This window comes from Staphylococcus hsinchuensis, from assembly GCF_038789205.1.
Classification (GTDB): Bacteria; Bacillota; Bacilli; order Staphylococcales; family Staphylococcaceae; genus Staphylococcus; species Staphylococcus hsinchuensis.
Genome location: NZ_CP128355.1, coordinates 1683623 through 1702136, shown reverse-complemented (window position 1 = coordinate 1702136; position 18514 = coordinate 1683623). Strand labels below are relative to the sequence as shown.

Sequence of the window (18514 nt, the reverse complement as noted above, 5' to 3'; positions counted from 1 at the left end):
TTTGTTTGGTTTACAAAACCTTTTCCATTATAACCGAAGTCAAATGGAAATACCAAACTACAAATTAATGTATTTAATGGAGTATAAATACATTAGTTATTATTTTAACGTGCTTTCTCTAAATAAACAATAAAGATTGTAAGAACTAACATATATGTTAGTTTTAGATACGCAAAAAAGATTTAAGGCTTGTTATCTGCACCCGATATATTAGCACTACTTTTCGACTCTATTTCTAGAAAATGCTATTCATTTATGCCAGACAACAAACCGAAATCAACTTATTAAAGTTTTATAGTTGATTGCCACACTTAAAATGACTAACAACTTTTTTCATGATAAATTTAAGTTGTAGGAGGGAACTTCATGCATACCCTTATTTCTCAACTTTTACATAAAGTTCAGACGATGCAGGAACGATACGAAGAAGTAAAATCAACAAATTCGGATTATGATTTTTATAATGACGTCGTTCCGTTCACACAAGAAATAGATGCACTTCTAAAACAGTTTATGTATTATAAAACAAGTATCATCGACTTACCTTATATGAACTTACAAAAGTATCAATTATTAATATCAAACATTGAAGAATTATCCGTTGAATGTCATTTCCAACGTACGAGCCGCAAACTATTTACTGAAAAATTAAAAGCCGTTCAGTATGATTTATCATATATACAAAGAAGTGAAACTCAATTATGATTAAGACAGTTTATGTAACAGGTTATAAGCCTTTTGAACTTAATATATTTAAAGAAGATATTCCAGAAGTGGCATATCTTAAACAATTTATTCGCCACAAATTAATTTTACTGATTGAAGAAGGTTTAGAATGGGTATTAATACAAGGTAAGTTGGGTATAGAATTATGGGCAGCAGAAGAAGTACTTGATTTAAAAACTACATACCCGGAGTTGAAGTTAGGTATTATTACTCCATTCTACGGGCATAGTGAACAGTGGAATGAGCAAAACCAACTAAAATACCAAAAGATTTTACAACAAAGTGATTTTGCTGAAAGTGTATTCCACTCATCATATGAAGGGCCTCATCAATTTAAACAAACTGATCAGTTTATGTTAGATCATACAGATCAAACATTATTAATATATGATGAAGAACAAGAGGCGAGCCCAAAGTATTTTAAACATATGTTAGTTGATTTTATGGACAAAACAAATTATACTTGTGACATTGTTACGTTTGATGAATTGACTGAGTTTATCAACGATTTACAATGGTCTCAAGATCAAAGTTTCTAATGAGGTGAAAAAAATGGCAGATGTTTCTTTAAAATTATCAGCAAAAGATATTTATGAAAAAGATTTCGAGAAAACAATGACACGTGGTTATAGAAGGGAAGAAGTTGATGCCTTCTTAGACGACATCATTGCAGATTACCAAAAAATGTCAGATTTAGATAGCCAAGTCGTTAAATTATCAGAAGAAAACAATAAACTTAAAAAAGAACTTGAAGAATTACGTTTACGTGTGGCAACTTCACGCCCACAAGAGAATAAAAACTTCTCATCTAACAACAATTCAAGTAATAATGTTGATATTCTTAAAAGAATTTCTAACTTGGAAAAAGCAGTTTTCGGTAAGTAATACTACTTTTAATATTGCAATATCGATTTAAACAAGTTTTGTTTTCAAACAAAACTTGTTTTTTATTGTTTCAATCTAAGAAAAATGATACAATTCTAAAGATGGTGTTTCGGGTAATCGCTATAGCGATATAGAGGAAAGTCCATGCTCACACAATCTGAGATGATTGTAGTGTTCGTGCTTGACGAAACAATAAGTCAAGGCATTAAATTGACGGCAACGAAATAACCTAAGTCTTTTGATATGGTTAGAATAGTTTGAAAGTGCCACAGTGACGTAGCTTTTATAGAAATATAAAAGGTGGAACGCGGTAAACCCCTCGAGTGAGCAATCCAAATTAGGTAGGAGCACTTTTTTAGCGGAATTCAACGCATAATTAAGCCATTCTTTAGTGAAGAATGGAGACAGATGATTACCACCTGCGTACAAGTGTGACTAGTGCACGTTCGTAGTACAATGGTACAAAACATGGCTTACAGAAATACCATCACTAGACCCAAGCTCTCCCATTTCGGAGAGCTTTTTTAATTTTAAAATATTACAACTGAATCTACACATATCTATTTAAATGAACTTTTGATAAAATAAATACATAATTACTTTTAAGAAGGAGACATAACATGTACCAACTACTAGCCGTATGCCCAATGGGATTAGAATCCGTCGTGGCAAAAGAAGTCCAAGAATTAGGGTACGAAACAACTGTCGAAAACGGTCGAATCTTTTTCGAAGGTGACGAAGAAGCTATCGCAAAGTGTAATTTGTGGTTACGTACTGCAGATAGATTAAAAATTGTTATGGGACAATTTAAAGCAACAACATTCGATAGTTTATTTGAACAAACAAAAGCGTTACCTTGGGAGACAATTATTGAAAATGGTGGAAACTTTCCAGTTCAAGGACGAAGTGTAAAATCCACTTTATATAGTGTACCTGATTGCCAAGCTATAGTTAAAAAAGCAATCGTTGAACGCTTGAAAGAAGCATATCAACAAAGTGGTTGGTTAGATGAGACAGGAGCGAAATATCCAGTCGAAGTAGCCATATTAAAAGATAAGGCATTATTAACAGTCGATACATCAGGTTCAGGTCTCAACAAACGTGGATATCGTATGGCACAAGGGGAAGCACCAATTAAAGAAACACTTGCTGCAAGCCTTATTCGGTTAGCTAACTGGACAGGCGATACACCGTTAATAGATCCCTTCTGTGGTTCAGGGACTATTGCCATTGAAGCTAGTTTAATTGCACAAAATATAGCACCTGGCTTTAATCGTGACTTTGTCTCAGAATCTTGGGACATGATGCCTGACCAACTCTACAACGAAATGCGTGACGCAGCTGATCAACAAGCAGATTACGATAGGAAAATTGAAATTTACGCTTCGGATATTGATCCTGAAATGATAGAAATTGCGCGTCGTAATGCCGAAGAAGTTGGACTTAGTGATATCATCAACTTTAATATTAAAGATGTAAATACATTAACTGTTGATAAAGATAAACCCGTTGCACTCGTTGGTAACCCGCCTTATGGTGAACGTATCGGAGACCGCGACGAAGTAGAAGAAATGTACCGTTATATTGGTAAATTGCTTAATGAAAACCCATATTTATCTGCATATATACTAACAAGCTATTCTGAATTCGAACATTTAGTAAATAAAAAAGCTACAAAACGCCGTAAATTATTTAACGGCTATATCAAGTGTACTTATTTCCAATATTGGGGTAAAAAACTGCCTAAAAAAGATTAATAAAAACGTAAACATCAATTCATACGACGAATCAGTTTGTTGCGACAAATGTATTCGTCGTATTTCTTTTTCAGTAAACTTAATCTATCTAAAAATTTGAAACTTACACATTTCATAACTTAATTTGATTCATGCGACTTTAAGCGTTTATCATTAGAATAAAAGGTCAAACTATAGTAGTGTGAGGTAAAAGGATAATACTTTCTTTTATAAAACGCTAAATTTATATTAATCATCAATAAAAGAAAATAAATGTTTAAGATATAAAATTATAAATAATTACAGATTAGGAGTGATTAAATGGCAAGAGTGTTAATATTAGGTGCAAACGGAGAAGTTTCAAAAGCTGCAATAAATTCATTTCTAGAAAATACATCGTTCACTTTAAGACTATTTTTACGAGACGCAAATCGATTACCTTATTATGCTTCTGATAGAATTCGAGTTCGTGAAGGAGATGCAACAAATTATGAAGATGTAAGTCATGCAATGAATGATGTAGATATTGTTTTTGCAAGTCTCTCCGGAGAATTAGATAAAGAAGCGCAATATATTGTAAAAGCAATGAAAGAGAAAAATGTAAAACGACTTATTTTCGTTACAGCTTTAGGTATTTACGATGAAGTTCCTGGTGAGTATGGTGAATGGGTTAAACAACAAATTGCGGAAATGTTACCTATTTATAAAAAGGCAGCGGACATCATTGAACAATCAGGCTTAGATTATACAATCTTCAGACCTGCTAAATTAACACAAATGAATGAAGTTGATTATGAAATAACACAAAAAAATGAACCATTTAAAGGTAAAGAAGTTTCAAGAAAGAGTGTCGCTGAAGTCGCAGTGAATATCGCTAAAAATCCAGAATTACACCTTAATAAAAACATAGGTATTAACAAACCGATAAAAGAATAAGTTATAGAAATTTAGAATAATAATAAAAAATAATGATGCGTTTCGGAAACTTTGAGTAATAGTGATTTACGTTCAAAAGCCTCTAGTTATTAAGTTTCCGACCTATACAAAAGGAATGAACTAGGAGTGCAAGCTAAGTATTAGCACATTTTCTATCCAGCTACCTACTGCCTAGTCGACAAAGAGTCTGAGACATATTTTTGTCTCAGACTCTTTTCTCGTTTATTTAGGAAGGGATATTATATTCTTAAAACGTAATATTTCAATGATTTGTTCATTTTTAAACAACTTAATCAATAATGTTTCATAAATATGTATAGTCTTCCTTTTGACAGAGAGGAATTTATTATACAATGTATGTAATTACATAATCAGTAATAAAAGGGGATACAATAATGAATTACACGCAACAACTCGATATATTATATAAATTAAAAAAGGAAGTAGAAAAATCAAATAATGATAGGCTTGTTCATATTATTAATCAAGTTATTAAAAAGGTTTATTTAGAACAATATACTGTCACATTTGTAGGACATTTTTCTGCTGGTAAATCGACTTTAATCAATACACTATTAGAAGAAAGTATCTTACCTAGTTCACCTGTACCGACAACGAGTAATACAGCAATCGTTTCAATTACTGATGAAAAAGGTATTATCGCTAATTTGAGCAATAAAAAGTACACTGAGTTGAACAACTACGATGAAGTAAAACAAATGAACAGAGAGAATATTGATGTTGAATCTGTGGAAATAAAATCAACTTCTAATAAATTTAACAATGGATTCACGCTACAAGACACACCAGGCGTTGATTCCAATGTAGCAACGCACCAATCAAGTACCGAAGAATTTATGTATACAAGTAATTTATTATTTTATACCGTTGATTATAACCATGTTCAATCTGCCCTTAATTTCCAATTCATGAAACAACTGAATCAAGCCGGAGTACCAGTAGTCTTTGTAATCAATCAGATAGATAAACACAATGACGATGAAATTAGTTTTGATACATTTAAATCACGTGTCGAACAATCAATTAGCGAATGGGAAATTGATCTTGATCGAATATTCTATGTATCTAAATTTGAACATGAACATAATGAAATTAATGCTCTGTCAGATTATTTAATTGAAAAAGATAATAATAGAGAGTCAATTGAATCTTATGTGGACAGAATTGTAAATTTCATTACTAAGGAACAATTATCTTATATCCAAGACGAAATCCATGACACTTTAGACGAGCTAGATATTAAAGAAGAAGATTTTGACCAGGCTTATATTAATTTCCAACAAAATCAAGAAGTGAGCGAAGAAGCGAAGTTATTAAATGATCCTGAAAAACTTTATGAATTTTTAAAGCAAAAACGTAAAGATATTTTAGAAAATGCTTATATCATGACGCATGATACGAGAGAAAAAATTCGTTATTATCTTGAAAGCCGAACAAAAGACTTCAAAGTAGGTGGATTGTTTAATAAAAAGGCAAAAACTGAACAAGAACAACAACAAAGACTTGATGCAGTTGTTGAACAGTTACAAGAGAAAGTGAATCAAGAAGTTCGCCAACCATTACGTAGTGACATGGCATTTTTAACACGTTTCATCAATTCTTCTGAAATTAAAAATGAAATTTTAAATCAGCATTATACGATAAAGCCTGAGTTAATTACAGATTTATATCAAATGCAAATTAGTATTAGTAATCAATATGTACTCACATTTTCAGACGATTTAATGAAATCTCTTAAACAGTATATCGGTAAAGAATCAGATCCGTTATTTAAAAAAGCAATAAGCCATTCAGAAGCTTCAGATATGTCTGTAGAGCAGCAAGAAGACTTTAATGACTACGAGAAATTTATGCAATTACGCAATTTAAGAGAATCTCTTGAAACTGAAAATTATCAGCATTATTATATCCATATTGATGATTCATTAGATAAATTAATCGGTAGAACACAAATTGATTACACACCTAAAGCCCATGAGGAACAAGAAACACAACGTCGTCAAACACAAAAAAGTGAACTGAATCAACTGACAGACCAAACACCTCGCATAGAAAAAGGTTTAAAACTTATAGAAGATGTGCCTTTATTCGTACAGACGAAAAAAGATATTAACGACACGTTAGAACGACTTGAAAATAAAGTTATTAAAATTGGTGTGTTCGGTACATTCAGTGCAGGTAAGAGTAGTTTGATTAACGCATTATTAGGTGACCATTATCTCGTAAGTTCACCAAACCCAACAACAGCTGCCATGACGGAGTTAACTTATGGTCATGAAAATCAAATAACATTAAAATCAGAAGATCAACTATTAGATGAACTTAACCAAGTCTTCCAATTTGAAAATAAATCGTTTGATAGCGTGGCATCATTTTTACAAAAAAATACGAAACAACTTAAATCTAAACTAGAAAAAAATAAATTAGCATTTGTCAATGCTATTGAACAACATTTCGATATGTACCAATCAATGTTGAACGACGGTCTAACACATACAATTTCTAAAGATGATGTGAAAAAATGGAGTGCCGAAGATGCTTATGCGACATTCGTAAATACCGTTCACATTAAATTACCTTTAGAATGGTTAAAAGATAAAATCATCGTCGATTCTTTAGGTTTACACTCAAACAACCAACGCCATACAAATGAAACTGAAAAAGTGCTAACTTCATCAGATTTAATCTTGTATGTAAGTTATTTCAACCATTCATTCACAGAAAATGACAAACTCTTTATTGAACATATGAAAGAAATGAATCAACTGAACGAAAACCAAGCATTCAAAATGATTATTAACGCTACGGATTTAGCAGAATCCGAGGAAGACTTAAATGCAGTTACAGACTATGTGGAAGACGCATTAGCAAAAGTGAATATGCAATCACAAATCTTCCCCGTATCTAGTAGAGAAGCCTTAAAGTCAGGAGACGAGGGCATAAAAGAATTAACGCAAAGTATAGATTACTTTGCTGAAGTTGAATCAAAAGATATATTACAAAGTCAAATGTTACAACAACTTCAACACATTTCAAATGCATATGAGCAAATGATAGAGGACGCACATAATAATAAAGCCCAAATTGAAAAACGTAACCAACAGTTAAAGCGTTATGATGAATCACAAATTATTGATCCAAGTATTTTACAAACGGCAGAACAAAGAACGAACAATGAAGTCGAAGACCAAGTTTATCATTTAAATGAACGTTTAAAAATTCAACTATTGGATGAAGTAAAATCAATTTATAACGGACAGATGACGAAAAATAGTAACTTTAAAGAAGAAAAACGTCATTCAACGCAAATTTATTTAGATCAAATACATCAACGTCTGTATTTAGAACAAACATTATTATTAGAGCGTATTAAAAAATACTACCATGAACAATTACATGCAGAAATTGCACCACTTAAGAAAGATTTAGCACATTTACATGTCTTTTTCGATCCAGAATTTGATAGTAGTCAAATTGAAATTAATGAACCATTATTAAAAATTGAATTAAATCAAATGGTAGATCAATTACCTAAATCATTATCTAAGAAAAATATTTTACAACCTAAAATGCAAAGTGAAATTCAATCAAAAATAAATGAAACAACTATTGAATTACTTGCTCCAGGTATTAGCCATTTACGTGAAACATTGTCTCAAATCGTTGAACAAATGGACGATAATGCTCAAACAAGATTTGATAATTATGAAACAGACTTACATGACCAAATTAAAGAATTGTTATCATTCGATTTAGACGAAACACTGATAAAACAATTAGAAGACACGAATGCTTCATTAAAAGAACTCGTGTAAAAGAAAGAGGTACAATATCATGGCAAATAGAATTTTACTCGTGGATGGTATGGCTTTGTTATTCCGACATTTTTATGCAACGAGTATTCATAAACAATTTATGCGCAATAGCTCTGGTACTCCAACGAATGCAATCCAGGGCGTACTGCGCCATGTTTATACAGCAATACACGAAATAAATCCAACGCATGTTGCTATTTGTTGGGATATGGGAAAAGTGACATTCAGAAATGATATGTTTGAAGGTTATAAACAAAATAGGCCTCAACCACCGGAAGAATTAATACCTCAATTCGACAAAGTGAAAGCCATCACTGAAGAACTAGGTTTCGTTAATATTGGTATAGATCATTACGAGGCAGACGATGTCATAGGTACTTTGGCACATGAATATTCTACGTCTAATGAAGTTTATGTCATTACCGGTGATCGAGATATCTTACAGTGTCTAAACGATAATGTAGAAATATGGTTAACTAAAAAAGGATTTAATATATACAATCGTTATACATTAGATCGTTTTAAAGAAGAATATGAACTTAATCCGAAACAACTCGTTGATGTTAAAGCGTTTATGGGTGATCCTTCAGATGGTTATCCAGGTGTGAAAGGTATCGGTGAAAAGACTGCGATTAAATTGATTCGCCAATATGATACTGTTGAAAGCGTACTAGATTCACTTCATGAGCTTACACCAGGTCAGCGTTCAAAAATTGAAGCAAACATAGAAGATTTAAAATTATCAAAGACTTTAGCACAAATTCATCTTCACGTACCAATCTCAACAACACCATTATTGGAACGTATGGACTATAAAAATCATAAATCTTTAGCCGAAATTCTCAACATTTGTGAAAATCACGAATTAAAAGTTACGCATAAATATTTGGTAGCGAACTTTAAATAACTTAGCAAAAGAACTTTCAACAAATTAAACAAAAAACATCTTAGAATAGAGATCTCAAATTCTTTATAAAAAGCCATGGAAAAGATTGTTGTAACAATCTTTTCCATGGCTTTATTTATATTCTCACTTCGAATTATATGCGAACTCAGACCTATATGTTAGAAAAGTAAGACAAATAATACGCCGTTATTTATTTAATGCTTTTTTGAATTGGATTTCGTAAACTTATATAACGCGTTTTTTGCATGATGGTTTGCTTCTTTATTTTTATTGCGTGGAATCCAATTTACAAAAAATAAATCAAACTGCTGAGATAACTTGATGGCTTGATTAAAATATGGTCTGAACTTTTCAGATTTCACTCTACCTCTTTCAATACTATCTTCTACTAATTGTGAATCAGTATAAATAATTGCAGTATCAATTTGATGTTTGATTGCACATTCCATAGCATAAATCAAAGTAGCCCATTCTGCACTATGATTATCGAGTGTGCCTAATGATTGTTCATAATGAAAGCGATTATCTTCCGTAATAATTACCACTGCTCCAAAACTTTCACCTGGATTGCCAGCAGTTGCTGCATCAAAATAAATTTTCGCCATAAACTTCACCTTTATGATTAGTACTACTCTAATATTATCAAAGCCATAGATATGATACCAATTATCGTAATTTTAATATAAAGAAAGGTTTACCAGATACTGTTAGATATCCAATAAACCTCTTAAAGTTATATATATTATATATTAATAACCTTCGTCTAAGTGTTTAATTTTACCTTTACGGTACAATGACTTCGCCCAATAACCAAAGGGCACATTAAATACTGTTGAAACCATCTTCAATACATATGTTGTAATAAAGATTTCAAACACTGCTCCTAATGGCATTGTACCTAAAAATGCAATCGTTACGAATAAAGCTGTATCTAATATATTACTAATAATCGTACTTCCATAAGCTCTTAAAATAAATGTTTTATCCGAATTAAATGTTCTCTTAATTAATGAAAAAATAAAGACATCTAAATGTTGCCCAATAATATAAGCAATAATTGACCCAAGTGCAATTCTTGGAACTAGATTAAAGATTGTATCTAAAGCTGATTGAGATGTATCGATATCAGCAGGAATAAAATGTAACGACATTTGCATCACAATAATCATTACTAAAGTTGAACTAAAACCTAACCAGACAGCACGTTTAGCAATCTTTCTTCCATAAATATCATTTAATATATCAGTAGCTAAATAAATTGATGCAAACATCACATTACCCAATGTTGCGGAAATGGTGAATATATCAATTGTTTTTATAACTTGAATATTGGCGATTACTGTTCCAAGTGCAATCCAGACAATCAAACCTTGTTTCCCAAAAAGTCTGAACATCGTAACTAACAATAGAAATGTTACAATAAAGGTAAATATGCCAAAAATTTCATTAAACAATTTAATTACCTCCTAAATTTTGTTACAGCGGGTGTTTAGAAACCGCAATTTCGACAACTTTGTTATTCTACCAAAAAAGTGCGTTTTTGCATATAGTTTATTTTATATTTATAATTATTCTAATTCATTCGTAAATTTAAAATCATATATTAAACAAAGTTTGGTTCAGATGCTATAATGTGCTCAAGTGCATTTCAAATTAATTTTAGCATTATAGGAGTGTGGCTGTTATCCTAACTTATTCTGAAAAAGAAGCAATCAATGCGATTGATCATTTGATGAACACATATTGTAACCAATGCTTATTAAAAAATCATTTACGCAAAACAGAAGGAAAAACACACGCACACCATTTTTGTATTAGTGAATGTTCCATTGGTAAACAAATCAAACAATTAGGTAATGAATTACAATAAGGAGGAACTATTTTGGATTATAAATCAGTAACATCAACACCAAGTCCGGATACAATTAAAATCGTTTTAAATAAAGAGAGAGAAGATAACCAATCAACAACTTATACAAAGTCACAAGAAGGCCAACCTCTATTTATAAATGAATTGCTTCAAATTGAAGGTGTAAAATCAATATTTTATGTGATGGATTTTATCTCAATAGATAAAACACCAGAAGCAAATTGGGATGATTTAACTCCTAAAATTACTGAACGACTCACTGAATTATAAAGGAGGTAAGCATATGGAAATCGTTCGCGTAGAACCAACACCAAGTCCAAATACAATGAAAGTCGTGTTGGACGAAAAGAGACAAGATAATCAATCAAACACTTATAATAAACCTCAAGATAATCAACCACAATTTATCAATGATTTATTATCAATTGACGGAGTAAAATCTATTTTCCATGTGATGGATTTCTTAGCGATAGATAAACAACCAAAATACGATTGGGAAGATGTATTACCTATCATTACTTCAACTTTAAATGATGAAAGTGAATCAGCTAAAGATGAGCCGGTACCTGATGAACACTTTGGTGAAGTTAAGGTTGAAATTTTAAAATTTAAAGGTATTCCATACCAAATCAAACTTACTGATGCTGAACACGAAGAGCGTCAACAATTACCAGAAAAGTTTGTCGATAGTATGTTGTCTGCTCAAAAAGAACAAGATAATGTAGTATTTTTACGTAAATGGGATGACTGGGGCGTTCGTTACGGTGAAATGGACGAGATCATGAATTCAATTGTTGAAGAAATTCATGCTATTTATCCAGATCAAACATTAAAAGAACTTGTAGATAAAGCGTTGTCTACTGATATCGTGATGCCAGAGGATAAATATGTTCACGTGACACTTGAAGAATATAGAGCTGCAGAAGATTGGAAAGCTCGATTACGCATGTTAAAATCATTCCCAACACCTACTGAAGATGACATTCCGTTATTATCTGAAGCATTAGGGGAAAGTAAAGTCCCGCTTAGACGTGAAGCGATTGTTTTAATAGGTATGATTGAAGATGAAAGCATATTACCTTACATGTATAAAGGTCTCAATGATCCAAGCCCAGCAGTGAGACGTACAGCTGGAGATTGTATTAGTGATTTAGGATTTAAAGATGCTTTACCTGAAATGGAAAAGGCATTAGATGATCCACAAAAAATCGTACGTTGGCGTGCAGCGATGTTTATGTTCGATGAAGCTGGTCCGGAACAATTAGAAACATTAAAAGCGCATGCTGATGATTCAGCATATGAAGTTAAATTACAAATTGAAATGGCCATTTCACGTATAGAAAATGGGGACGAGGCTTTAGGATCAGTTTGGAAACAAATTGCAAATAGAAATAAATAAATCACATCGTGAATTGGAGTGTTAAAATATGAATGCTTATGAAGCTTATATGAACGAATTAGCAAATGAAATGCGAAACGAATTAACGAATAGAGATTTTAAAAGTTTAGAAACATCAGATCAAGTTTCTGACTTTATGAACACAGTCGGTGAAGAAGAAACGACTTTTGTTGTTGTTAACTCTACATGTGGTTGTGCTGCTGGCTTAGCAAGACCTGCAGCTGTAACTGTAGCTGAACAAAACGATAAAAAACCAGATTATAAAGTAACCGTGTTTGCTGGTCAAGATAAAGAAGCAACAGAAGAGATGAGATCATTTATCCAACAAGTACCATCAAGTCCATCTTATGCATTATTCCAAGGTCAAACTTTAAAACATTTCATCCCACGTGAACATATTGAAGGTAGAGACATTCAAGATATTTGCATGGATATTAAAGATGCATTCGACGAACATTGTAAGTAGACCTCCTTTAAAACTTAATCGTTTAATATTTAACACAACTAGCGATTTTTTTAAAAATCGCTAGTTTTTATTTTACTAAACTTACTCAAACAATCATTATAAATTGAAATAAATGTGCAAATGAACTCATTCAATAATTGCTTTTAATAATCTTACTTATTGCGAGTGCAAAAATATAAATGACTGTGACCCAGGAGTGGGTGGTTATATGTTTATAACTGCCTATCTTTTATAGCAGATAGCAGATTCTTGAATAAGTTTGTTTATTATATCTTTAGAAAGTGAGTAATCACTTATAATTTAAACATTTAAAAAAATAGATGTTACATACCGAAATAGAGTCCTTGAACTACTAGGAAAGTACAATACTTTATTTACAGATTGACATTACGTGAATGATGGAGAGCCTGTAATTCTCTTATTGATGATATACCTGACAATGATTAACTGTTACACTGTAGTTAATTAGGGAGATGATATAAATGGAAAATATTCGGTTAGATGGCGAAATGACTTATGATGAATTAATGGCAGAACTTGAACAAGGTCTTAAAGATGCAAAAGAAAATGAGAAACTAATTAAAGAATTAGAAGAAAAAGAACGAAAAGAAAAAGATAGAGGATCTAAAAAATGAAACCATTACAATTAGATGGAGAATTATCCTATGATGAGGTAATTGCAATACTTGAGCAGACTATTGAAGATGCAAAAAAAGAATCTAAAGAGTGAAATTTATTTGTGTATAATTGTATAGTAATAAGGTGGGATAAAATGAAACTATGGGAATATGTAGGTAAAAAAGTTAGAGTATATTTTAAAGATGGAGATATTTATGATGGTATAGTTATAGATTTTGATCACGATTATGATACTTATAACGGACAAAATGCCATATTATTAAGAACAGATGACAGTATGTTTAGTATTGACGAAAACGAAATTGAATCAATTAAAGTAATTGAATCCGAAGAATAACTTTTTTATTGTGTATAGCACAAAAGTGTATTTTTATATTTTTATTTAGAGGCTTAGCCCCTAATACCTATTTTAAAAGTGTTTCAAGCTTGATAACAATGTTTTTAGCAATGTCTGTTATCAACTTAAATTTGCGAAAGTTCAGTATTACTATAATTATAAATACTATAACTTTTATGTAATACTTATTTCCCCATCTATTAAGTTAGGTGGGGTTAGTTGCGTACTGAGAGGTCCTCTTTTGTACAGTGATATTTGTTGGTACATTGTTCGTTATAAATAAATCATTACCCCGATATAAGTAAAGGGTGGCGTATTAGTTTTTATTTTTCCTTAACTACTGAATACTTAATTGTATTCAGTAGCTTTTTTATTCTATAATGTAGATTACGTATGTTAACGAATTATACAATATATAGTTAATTGTACTTTTACAATACAATTTTAAAGGCAAAAAGGACAAGAAAATAAATATAATCAAAATATAGTTATAACCCTTGATATATAAGGATTTAAGAAGATTTATAAAAGTTCTAGATATTTAAATACAGTACAATAATTGGAGTGTGAGTAATATGTTAAATGATTTCGATAAAGTGTATCATGACCTATGTGAAGAGGTATTAGAGATAGGGAATAAACGAAATGATAGAACAAATACGGGAACTATTTCAAAGTTTGGCCATCAAATGAGATTTGATTTGAGTAAAGGATTTCCTTTACTTACTACAAAGAAAGTATCCTTTAAACTCATAGCAACCGAATTACTTTGGTTCATTAAAGGGGATACAAATATTCAATATTTACTTCAATATAATAACAATATTTGGAATGAATGGGCTTTTGACAATTATATTCAATCTGACGATTACAATGGTCCGGATATGACTGACTTCGGTCATAGAGCTCAAGTAGATTCAGATTTCAAAGAACAATATCAATCACAAATGAAACAATTTAAAGAAAAAATATTAAATGATGACGCATTTGCACAAAAATACGGGGATTTAGGTAATGTTTATGGTAAACAGTGGCGAGATTGGATTGATCAAAACAGTAATCATTTTGACCAGCTCAAAACAGTAATTAACCAAATCAAAACTAATCCAAATTCAAGAAGACATATCGTTTCAGCATGGAACCCAACTGAAATTGATACAATGGCCTTACCTCCTTGCCATACGATGTTCCAATTCTACGTTGAAGATAACAAACTCAGTTGTCAGCTTTATCAACGTAGTGGTGATATCTTTTTAGGTATTCCTTTCAACATAGCAAGTTATAGTCTATTAACACACTTAATCGCTAAAGAATGCGGTCTAGAAGTAGGTGAGTTCGTCCACACAATTGGTGATGCACATATTTATTCCAACCATATTGATGCCGTGAAAACGCAACTCGAACGTAGCAGTTATGCACCACCAAAACTAAAAATTAATTCTGATGCTTCTATCTTTGACATCAATTATGAAGATTTAGAAATTGTAAATTATGATTCCCATCCTTCAATAAAAGCACCTATAGCAGTTTAATTTTTAGATATCATTTAATATACTGCTGAATTTATTATATAATGGGCGTTATATAAGTATTAAATCGTTTTCATAAATTAGTTTAGGGAGGTAAATCATGACGCTATCAATACTTGTTGCTCATGATCAAAATCGTGTTATAGGTAAAGATAATCAATTACCATGGCATTTGCCAAATGACTTAAAGCACGTTAAAGCTTTAACAACAGACAATACTTTAGTCATGGGAAGAGCAACATTTGACTCTATAGGTAAACCATTACCGAATCGTAGAAATATTGTATTAACTAGAAATAAGGCTTTTAAACATGAAGGCGTTGAAACGATACATTCTATTGATGAAATTTATCAATTAACCGGTCACGTTTTCATATTTGGAGGACAGTCATTATTCGAAGAAATGATCGACGAAGTTGATGATATGTATATTACTGTAATTGAAGCAAAATATAACGGTGATACATTTTTCCCTAAATATACCTTTGAAGATTGGGATGTAATATCATCTGAACAAGGTCAATTAGATGATAAAAATACGATTCCTCATACTTTTTTACATTTAAAACGAAAGTAACGTTAACAGGAGGATAATTATGCCGATTAAAAAAATAGTAACTGACTCGACATCTGACTTATCAAAGGAATACTTAACTTCAAAAAATATACATGTCATTCCATTAAATTTAACAATAGATGGTCAATCATATGTAGACCAAGTAGATATTTCATCAGAAAGTTATATAGAAAGATTAGAAGCAGGCGCTGATGTTAAGACCAGCCAACCATCTATTGGTAAGTTTATTGAACTATATGATGAACTTGGTGCCGATGGTTCTGAAATTATTAGTATTCATCTAACGTCTGGTCTCAGTGGTACGTATCAAACAGCTTTGCAAGCGAGTCATATGACGGATAGTAATGTAACGGTTATTGATTCAAAGTCCATTTCTTATGGACTCGGTTATCAAATTCAACACATCGTGGAGTGGAATGAGGCCGGAGAATCAACAGCAACGATATTAGAAAAAATCAAACAATTACAACAAAATATTAAGCTATTTGTCGTTATTGGCCAACTGAGTCAACTTATTAAAGGTGGCAGAATAAGTAAAACAAAGGGTCTCATTGGAAATATGATGAAAATAAAACCAATAGGGACATTAGTAGATGGAAAAATTGAACTCATCCATAACTCAAGAACCCAAAATGCGAGTGTTCAATATTTAAAAAAAGAAGTTAATGCTTTTGTAGAAAATAGCAGCATTAAATCAATTGGTATCGCGCATGCAAATATTCTAGAATTTGTCGATAAAATTAAAAATCAATTTTCTACTGAATTTAACGTTACTCACTTTGATACTAATATTACTTCACCTGTTATATCTACACATACTGGTCAAGGTGCCATTGGACTTGTTATACTAAAGCACTAAACATTAATAGGTAGAGTTACAAACTCAATTAAAAATTAGACATAAGTCAATTTAATAGAAGAATTGATATAATAATGATACATTTATTATAAAAATAAGTATAAGGAGGTTGGTTATGGCTTACGCGACTTTAGCTGGTGGATGTTTTTGGTGTTTAGTTAAGCCGTTCACATCTTTCCCTGGCATTAAACAAGTTGTATCAGGTTATAGCGGTGGTCATACAGAGAACCCAACTTATGAAAGTGTTAGTACAAATCAAACCGGACATGTAGAAGCTGTGCAAATCGAATATGATACTGAAACAACTTCGTTTGAAAATATATTAGATGTATATTTCAAAACATTTGATCCTACAGATAATGAAGGGCAATTCTTTGATCGCGGTGCACATTATCAACCAGCTATTTTTTATCATGATGAGCATCAAAAAAAGGCTGCTGAAGCTAAGATACAACAACTTAATGAACAAAATATTTTCGAAAATCCAGTTATCACACCCATCAAACCATATAAAAATTTCTATCCTGCAGAAGAAGCACATCAAGATTTTTATAAAAAGAATCCAATGCATTACGAGCAATATCAACGTGGTTCAGGTAGAAAAGCTTTTATAGAAAAACATTGGGGGAAACAAAATGATTAAAAAAGATAAAAATGATTTAACTGACATGGAATATCTCGTAACTCAAGAAAATGGAACTGAACCTCCATTTCAAAACGAATATTGGAATCATTTTGAAAAAGGTATTTATGTTGATAAAATATCTGGCAAACCATTATTTACTTCAGAAGAGAAATTTGAATCTGATTGTGGTTGGCCTAGTTTTTCCAAAGCATTAGATGACGATGAAGTCATTGAATTAGTAGATAAGACGCACGGAATGATTCGAACTGAAGTCCGTTCTGAGAATGCCAATAGCCATTTAGGTCACGTATTTAATGATGGCCCTAAAGAATCTGGCGGTTTACGCTATTGCATTAATTCAGCTGCGGTTCAATTCATTCCATATGACAAATTAAAAGACTTAGGCTACGAAGATTTAATATCACATTTTGAGAAATAATAAGGAGCGAATGACTTATGTTTAAAAAATTATTTGGTAAAGGTAAAGAAGTGAAAAAAGAAAGTGAAATTTATGCACCAATGACTGGTGAATACGTTAAGATTGAGGATATTCCAGATCCAGTATTCGCTCAAAAAATGATGGGCGAAGGTTTTGGTATTAAACCTACTGAAGGTGAAGTTGTATCACCAATCGAAGGTAAAGTTGATAACGTGTTCCCAACAAAACACGCAATCGGTTTAAAAGCTGATAACGATCTTGAAATTCTTGTTCATATCGGTTTAGATACAGTTCAATTGGACGGTAAAGGCTTTGAAATCTTAGTAGAAAGTGGCGATACAGTTAAATTAGGTGACCCACTTGTAAAATTTGATTTAGATTATATCAACGAACATGCAAAATCAGTTATTTCACCAGTAATTATTACAAACTCAGATAGTTTAACTGATATTAGTAGTGCAGAAGTTTCATCATTAGTAAAAGGTGCAACGAAAGTTATTGATGTGACAATTAAATAATGAAAGATTATTCTTTTTATCAATTTGCACTAGCTGTACGGGGAAGAAAAGATATAAAAGGCGAATTTGCAGAGCAAGTTTTCAATGATCTTTCTTTCCCTAAGCATGAAAAGGATTTTAATGCTTTGTCAGATTATATTGAAACACAAAGCGATATTACAATTTCAATGTCAGTGTTCGATGATTTATACGAAGAATACTTAGAATGGTTAAAATTCTAATACATGTTT

Annotated in this window: 22 protein-coding genes and 1 other RNA gene; 21 read left to right on the top strand and 2 right to left on the bottom strand. The window is 31.6% G+C overall.

Annotation, left to right across the window (positions count from 1 at the left end; all coding sequences use genetic code 11):
• Positions 1-366 precede the first annotated feature (366 nt).
• The 8 genes from QQM35_RS08445 (at position 367) to QQM35_RS08410 (ending at position 9026) form a co-directional block, all read left to right on the top strand.
• Positions 367-705, top strand: a complete 339-nt coding sequence (locus QQM35_RS08445; RefSeq protein WP_251520923.1) for a DUF1798 family protein — start codon at positions 367-369, stop codon at positions 703-705.
• A complete protein-coding gene (locus QQM35_RS08440) occupies positions 702-1265 on the top strand; it encodes a DUF1273 domain-containing protein (RefSeq protein WP_251520925.1) in 564 nt (187 codons plus the stop codon). Before QQM35_RS08445 ends, QQM35_RS08440 begins: the two co-directional genes overlap by 4 nt.
• 13 nt (positions 1266-1278) lie before the next feature.
• Complete coding sequence (gene gpsB, locus QQM35_RS08435) at positions 1279-1611, top strand: cell division regulator GpsB (protein WP_251520927.1); 333 nt, start codon at positions 1279-1281, stop codon at positions 1609-1611.
• 105 nt (positions 1612-1716) lie between these two features.
• Positions 1717-2092, top strand: an RNA gene (gene rnpB, locus QQM35_RS08430) — RNase P RNA component class B.
• 139 nt (positions 2093-2231) lie between these two features.
• On the top strand, positions 2232-3368 hold the full coding sequence (locus QQM35_RS08425; protein ID WP_342610325.1) for a class I SAM-dependent RNA methyltransferase: 1137 nt from the start codon (positions 2232-2234) through the stop codon (positions 3366-3368).
• 300 nt (positions 3369-3668) lie between these two features.
• Positions 3669-4283: an SDR family oxidoreductase gene (locus tag QQM35_RS08420; RefSeq protein ID WP_342610324.1), complete on the top strand. Its 615-nt coding sequence runs from the start codon at positions 3669-3671 to the stop codon at positions 4281-4283.
• 395 nt (positions 4284-4678) lie between these two features.
• Positions 4679-8119: a dynamin family protein gene (locus tag QQM35_RS08415; protein WP_251520932.1), complete on the top strand. Its 3441-nt coding sequence runs from the start codon at positions 4679-4681 to the stop codon at positions 8117-8119.
• Positions 8120-8138: 19 nt separating this feature from the next.
• Positions 8139-9026 (top strand): 5'-3' exonuclease, encoded by an 888-nt coding sequence (locus QQM35_RS08410; protein WP_342610322.1) that lies wholly within the window; start codon positions 8139-8141, stop codon positions 9024-9026.
• Between the two features lie 194 nt (positions 9027-9220).
• On the opposite strand, the gene QQM35_RS08405 is transcribed toward QQM35_RS08410, so the two are convergent.
• Together QQM35_RS08405 and QQM35_RS08400 are read right to left on the bottom strand one after the other, a co-directional pair.
• Positions 9221-9631 (bottom strand): ribonuclease HI family protein, encoded by a 411-nt coding sequence (locus QQM35_RS08405; protein ID WP_251517078.1) that lies wholly within the window; start codon positions 9629-9631, stop codon positions 9221-9223.
• 144 nt (positions 9632-9775) lie between these two features.
• The gene (locus QQM35_RS08400; RefSeq protein WP_251517076.1) at positions 9776-10480 is read right to left on the bottom strand and encodes a queuosine precursor transporter; all 705 of its coding nucleotides are present in this window, start codon (positions 10478-10480) and stop codon (positions 9776-9778) included.
• Positions 10481-10701: 221 nt separating this feature from the next.
• Here QQM35_RS08400 and QQM35_RS08395 point away from each other — a divergent pair, with 221 nt between their 5' ends.
• The 13 genes from QQM35_RS08395 to QQM35_RS08335 all read left to right on the top strand — a co-directional run bounded on the left by QQM35_RS08395 (position 10702) and on the right by QQM35_RS08335 (position 18505).
• Positions 10702-10896 (top strand): zinc-finger domain-containing protein, encoded by a 195-nt coding sequence (locus tag QQM35_RS08395; RefSeq protein WP_251517074.1) that lies wholly within the window; start codon positions 10702-10704, stop codon positions 10894-10896.
• 12 nt (positions 10897-10908) lie between these two features.
• Positions 10909-11166 (top strand): NifU N-terminal domain-containing protein, encoded by a 258-nt coding sequence (locus tag QQM35_RS08390; protein WP_251517072.1) that lies wholly within the window; start codon positions 10909-10911, stop codon positions 11164-11166.
• 13 nt (positions 11167-11179) lie between these two features.
• On the top strand, positions 11180-12295 hold the full coding sequence (locus QQM35_RS08385; protein ID WP_251942944.1) for a conserved virulence factor C family protein: 1116 nt from the start codon (positions 11180-11182) through the stop codon (positions 12293-12295).
• 28 nt (positions 12296-12323) lie between these two features.
• Entirely contained in the window at positions 12324-12761 is a 438-nt protein-coding gene (brxA, locus tag QQM35_RS08380) for a bacilliredoxin BrxA (RefSeq protein ID WP_251517068.1), read from the top strand.
• A gap of 482 nt (positions 12762-13243) precedes the next feature.
• The gene (locus tag QQM35_RS08375; RefSeq protein WP_251517066.1) at positions 13244-13396 is read left to right on the top strand and encodes a hypothetical protein; all 153 of its coding nucleotides are present in this window, start codon (positions 13244-13246) and stop codon (positions 13394-13396) included.
• A 137-nt stretch (positions 13397-13533) separates the two neighbouring features.
• Positions 13534-13737, top strand: coding sequence for a hypothetical protein (locus QQM35_RS08370; protein ID WP_251517065.1), 204 nt, complete (start codon positions 13534-13536; stop codon positions 13735-13737).
• 575 nt (positions 13738-14312) lie between these two features.
• Positions 14313-15269, top strand: a complete 957-nt coding sequence (locus QQM35_RS08365; protein ID WP_251517063.1) for a thymidylate synthase — start codon at positions 14313-14315, stop codon at positions 15267-15269.
• A 97-nt stretch (positions 15270-15366) separates the two neighbouring features.
• Positions 15367-15843, top strand: coding sequence for a dihydrofolate reductase (locus QQM35_RS08360; RefSeq protein ID WP_251517061.1), 477 nt, complete (start codon positions 15367-15369; stop codon positions 15841-15843).
• 19 nt (positions 15844-15862) lie between these two features.
• Entirely contained in the window at positions 15863-16702 is an 840-nt protein-coding gene (locus QQM35_RS08355; protein ID WP_342610321.1) for a DegV family protein, read from the top strand.
• Positions 16703-16811: 109 nt separating this feature from the next.
• On the top strand, positions 16812-17345 hold the full coding sequence (gene msrA, locus QQM35_RS08350; RefSeq protein WP_251517057.1) for a peptide-methionine (S)-S-oxide reductase MsrA: 534 nt from the start codon (positions 16812-16814) through the stop codon (positions 17343-17345).
• Positions 17338-17766 carry a peptide-methionine (R)-S-oxide reductase MsrB gene (gene msrB, locus QQM35_RS08345; protein ID WP_251517054.1) on the top strand — a complete coding sequence of 143 codons (429 nt, stop codon included), beginning with the start codon at positions 17338-17340 and terminating at the stop codon, positions 17764-17766. Before msrA ends, msrB begins: the two co-directional genes overlap by 8 nt.
• Before the next feature lie 17 nt (positions 17767-17783).
• The gene (locus tag QQM35_RS08340; RefSeq protein ID WP_342610320.1) at positions 17784-18284 is read left to right on the top strand and encodes a PTS glucose transporter subunit IIA; all 501 of its coding nucleotides are present in this window, start codon (positions 17784-17786) and stop codon (positions 18282-18284) included.
• Positions 18284-18505, top strand: a complete 222-nt coding sequence (locus QQM35_RS08335; protein WP_251517049.1) for a YozE family protein — start codon at positions 18284-18286, stop codon at positions 18503-18505. Before QQM35_RS08340 ends, QQM35_RS08335 begins: the two co-directional genes overlap by 1 nt.
• Positions 18506-18514: the final 9 nt, after the last annotated feature.